The 4,162-nt window shown below is 40.5% G+C and carries 4 protein-coding genes and 4 tRNA genes; 1 reads left to right on the top strand and 7 read right to left on the bottom strand.

Annotated elements, in window-relative coordinates:
- From OHT75_RS04665 to OHT75_RS04685, 5 genes are all read right to left on the bottom strand, one after another.
- A partial coding sequence (locus OHT75_RS04665; protein WP_264725306.1) for a GTP-binding protein occupies positions 1 to 110 on the bottom strand: 110 nt, incomplete at its 3' end.
- 111 nt (positions 111 to 221) lie between these two features.
- Positions 222 to 297 (bottom strand) — tRNA-Thr (locus OHT75_RS04670).
- A gap of 10 nt (positions 298 to 307) precedes the next feature.
- Positions 308 to 381, bottom strand: a tRNA-Gly gene (locus tag OHT75_RS04675).
- A 36-nt stretch (positions 382 to 417) separates the two neighbouring features.
- Positions 418 to 502 (bottom strand) — tRNA-Tyr (locus tag OHT75_RS04680).
- Positions 503 to 510: 8 nt separating this feature from the next.
- Positions 511 to 586: transfer RNA gene (locus OHT75_RS04685), tRNA-Thr, on the bottom strand.
- Between the two features lie 227 nt (positions 587 to 813).
- On the opposite strand from OHT75_RS04685, the gene coaA reads away from it, so the two are divergent.
- Complete coding sequence (coaA, locus tag OHT75_RS04690; RefSeq protein ID WP_264725303.1) at positions 814 to 1,758, top strand: type I pantothenate kinase; 945 nt, start codon at positions 814 to 816, stop codon at positions 1,756 to 1,758.
- Between the two features lie 112 nt (positions 1,759 to 1,870).
- Here coaA and birA read toward each other — a convergent pair whose 3' ends face one another.
- On the bottom strand, positions 1,871 to 2,830 hold the full coding sequence (birA, locus tag OHT75_RS04695) for a bifunctional biotin--[acetyl-CoA-carboxylase] ligase/biotin operon repressor BirA (protein WP_264725307.1): 960 nt from the start codon (positions 2,828 to 2,830) through the stop codon (positions 1,871 to 1,873).
- A complete protein-coding gene (gene murB / locus OHT75_RS04700; protein ID WP_264725304.1) occupies positions 2,830 to 3,843 on the bottom strand; it encodes a UDP-N-acetylmuramate dehydrogenase in 1,014 nt (337 codons plus the stop codon). Before murB ends, birA begins: the two co-directional genes overlap by 1 nt.
- Positions 3,844 to 4,162 lie beyond the last annotated feature (319 nt).

Genomic DNA, 4,162 nt, shown 5'->3' on the forward strand with positions numbered 1-4,162 from the left:
GATAACACAGCAGAGATAGCTGCAGTTAAAGTTGTTTTACCATGGTCAACGTGACCGATGGTGCCTACGTTTACGTGGGGCTTATTACGTTCAAATTTAGCTTTTGCCATGGTATCGCCTCAATCCAATAGTTTGGTGATGAAAACACACATATAGTAAAAATCCGATGCATATATATGACATCGAATCAATTTTTAGTTAGGTGCTTGATTATGACAGGCTGGTGCTGATAGGCAGATTCGAACTGCCGACCTCACCCTTACCAAGGGTGCGCTCTACCAACTGAGCCATATCAGCAAACAAATATTGGAGCGGATGGCGGGAATCGAACCCGCGTTATCAGCTTGGAAGGCTGGAGTAATACCATTATACGACATCCGCGCAACCTACATAGGCTACCTAACTACCTAGAAAAAGTGGTGGAGGGAGAAGGATTCGAACCTTCGAAGGCTGAGCCGTCAGATTTACAGTCTGATCCCTTTGGCCACTCGGGAACCCCTCCACAGAAAATGGTGCCGGCACCAAGAGTCGAACTCGGGACCTACTGATTACAAGTCAGTTGCTCTACCAACTGAGCTATGCCGGCGTGTCATTTCGGGAACGGATATTAGGTAAATGTGAGCATAAGTGCAATAGAAAAATGTCAAAAAAGCTAAAAAAAGTCGTGATCGATGTTTTTTTATGCTTATGTTGCCATTGAAGATGAATTAAACATCATTTCCTTGTTTCAAACTCACAATTGATTCCTAAAGTATTGTCCCTTAATTAGGGATCGTGTAATGTGCCAGACCCAGTATAGAAATTGGTTTGATAATGCAAAATTCCATTCAACAAGCCCTTTACCTGTCTTTTCAACGCCAAACATGGTCTGAATTGCGTAAATCTGTGCCATTAACCCTAAGCCAAGAAGAATTAGAAAACTTGCGGGGGATGAATGAAAAATTATCATTAGATGAAGTTACCGATATTTATTTGCCGTTAAGTCGATTACTCAACCTTATTGTGGGTTCTAAACAACAGCGCGGGATGATTGTTGATAAATTTCTTGAACAGCGGGCATCGCATTCACCTTATATCATTAGCATTGCCGGCAGTGTAGCGGTGGGAAAGAGTACCACTGCCCGTATTTTACAAACCCTATTGCAACGCTGGCCTGAACACCCCAAAGTAGATCTTGTGACAACAGATGGCTTCCTGTATCCCTTAGCTGATTTGAAACGTAAAGGGTTATTACAGCGAAAAGGCTTCCCTGAAAGTTATGATATGAAAATGCTAGTCGACTTCATTTCATCCGTTAAAGCAGGTGATAAACGCGTTTTAGCGCCCGTGTATTCTCATGTTAGTTATGATCGCTGCCATGACCAACACCAAGTTATAGAACAGCCAGATATTTTGATTCTTGAAGGGTTAAATGTCCTACAAACGGGCCTAGATTCTCCTGTCGATATCAGACGACCTTTTGTTTCGGACTTTGTTGACTTCTCTATCTATGTCGATGCGAAAGAGCATTTGCTAAAAGAGTGGTATCAACAACGTTTTTTACAATTTAGAAAAGGGGCATTTAGCGATCCCAAATCATTCTTTCATCACTATGCATCTTTAAGTGACGCAGAGGCTAACACTATTTCTGCTAATATTTGGGATACAATTAACGGTCCTAATTTACAACTCAATATTCAACCCACTCGAGAACGAGCCAACCTGATTTTGCAAAAAGGGCCAAACCATCTAATGGATAAGGTTCTTTTACGAAAATAACACAGCATCTCTTTAGTTGTTACATTCATTTTTAAAGTTAATTTTGACAACAAACTTTGAATGTAACAACTAACGCCTTAACTTTATGTTATTGAAAACTCGATCAGTCTTGCTAAACGCCACGTAAACTTATTTCACCACCAATGTAGGCTTTGATCTCATTGTTAGCTTCAATCAGTACAGCACCTTGTTGATCGATCCCCTTACAAATGCCTACAACTTCAACGGGGGCCATCAATAACCGAATAGGTTTATCAGCAAATAAATCATATTGATTCCAAAACGCAATAAAGGGCGCTAAACCATGACAGCTAAAACGGTTTATATCTGACTTTAACTGGCGATGTAGTGAGATTAAAAGCTGTGTTTTGTCTGGTATTGCCCCTTGGGAAGCTAAATCACTCCAAGGTTGATCAATCAATTCACCTTGAGCCGCTGACATGCTCATATTAATACCGAACCCTATTACTAATTCAGTTTGATTAACTTCTGTTTTTGCGACTTCAATTAAAATTCCAGCAAGTTTTTTATTATCTAAGTAAATATCGTTCGGCCACTTTAAGCCTAAGCCGGTGATATTCATTTCCGATAATGTTCTAACAATTGAACATGCTATAACAAGGCTTAAGCCCATTAATCTGGTTGCATTAGCTTCAAATCGCCAAAAAATGGATGCATAGAGGTGATTACCATAAGGCGACAGCCATTGACGTCCACGCCGACCTCTTCCTGCAGATTGATATTCAGCGATGCAAATATCACCAGATTTCAGGTCTTCAAAGTGACTCAACGTAAAACTATTTGTGCTATTAATTTCATCAAAATAGAAGCATCGATTTTCAATTCCACTAATCAAGGCTTGCTCATCCACGAGTGCTATCGGACTTGCTAACTTATAACCTTTGCCTTTAACACTAAACACTTCAACACCATAATCTGACAGTGCATCAATATGTTGATTAACAGCCATACGGGTTAAGCCTATTTGACTTGCGATAGCTTCACCAGAGGTAAAGTGCTCAGCACTTAAATAGGCCAGTATTTGCCTTTTACGAGACCAATGATCGTTGATCATAAAGTGACCTCCCCAAAACGGGCAATTAACCTAGGTTCTACCTCAAGGGTAACGCCAAATCGCTTCTCAATCATATCGGTTACATACATCGCCAACTGGCAAATGTCAGTGCCAGTCGCATCACCTGTATTGGTGATAACCAGAGCTTGCTGATCGTGTATTGATGCTCCACCTATAGAAAACCCTTTTAGGCCAGCATTATCAATCATCCAACCCGCAGCTAATTTTGTATGCTTATCGTCATGGGTAAATCCAACAATGTTGGGGCATTGTTGTTTTAATACCAAATAACGTTCATTGGGTATGATAGGGTTTTTAAAGAAACTTCCCACATTACCTATAATTTTAGGATCTGGTAATTTCGATTGCCTGACAATACAAACCGTTTGAAGCACTTCTGTAGCTGAGACAGTGTCCGCATTGAGACTATTTAAAGGGGCATATTCTAATTTAGGCTGCCAATTGCTCGATAATCTTAACTTAACCGCAGTGATAACAGCCCTGTCTTTTAGCTGCTGCTTAAAAATGGATTCTCGATAGCCAAACTGGCAATCGTGATGACTGATTTCAAAAAGCTGTGATGAATCTAAATCAAAAAACTCCACCGATTCACAAACATCTTTGAACTCCACACCATAGGCACCGATATTTTGAATCGGTGCCGCTCCAACCGTACCAGGTATCAATGCTAAATTCTCAATACCAAAATAGCCATTTGCAACACAATAGGAAACTAAATCGTGCCAGTTCTCTCCTGCTTCTACAGTTATCAGGATATCTGTGCCCTGTTGCTCAACAACAATACCCTTGGTTTGAACCACAACAACTGAACCGCAAAAATCCTCAGTAAATACCACGTTACTCCCACCACCAAGCACCATCATAGCTTTATCTGAGTGGTACAATTCGAGGCAAGTATTGATCAAATTTTCTTTAGCGTTGACAACAATGATTTCGTCACACAGCTGGTTCAAGCCAAGAGTATTAAACGCAAGTAAGGAAGCAGACATTTTGAATTAGCAATAAAAGTATAGATAAGGCATTGTAACAGGTAACAAGGCCTTGAATGAATTCAAACGTTAAAGTTTATGATGCCGAATCGTTATTGACAGATTAAACTGAAGGCAAATAAGCTAAAATTAATATCACTGACTCCCACATAGGCATGTCGGCCACACGATTTCTGTCTATCTGCGTGGTATTTTCTGTCTAAAAACAAAAAGGCCACTCGATGAGAGTGGCCTTACTGTTTTATTAGGCGCCTGGAAATGACCTACTCTCACATGGGGAGACCCCACACTACCATCGGCGATACTGTGTTTCACTTCT

The organism is Shewanella subflava, assembly GCF_025971955.1.
Classification (GTDB): Bacteria; Pseudomonadota; Gammaproteobacteria; order Enterobacterales; family Shewanellaceae; genus Shewanella; species Shewanella subflava.

What these genes read in the sequence shown, in the direction of transcription:
- coaA (WP_264725303.1), top strand. Translation starts at nt 814, where the DNA reads ATGCAAAATTCCATTCAACAAGCCCTTTACCTGTCTTTTCAACGCCAA.
- murB (WP_264725304.1), bottom strand. Translation starts at nt 3,843, where the DNA reads ATGTCTGCTTCCTTACTTGCGTTTAATACTCTTGGCTTGAACCAGCTG.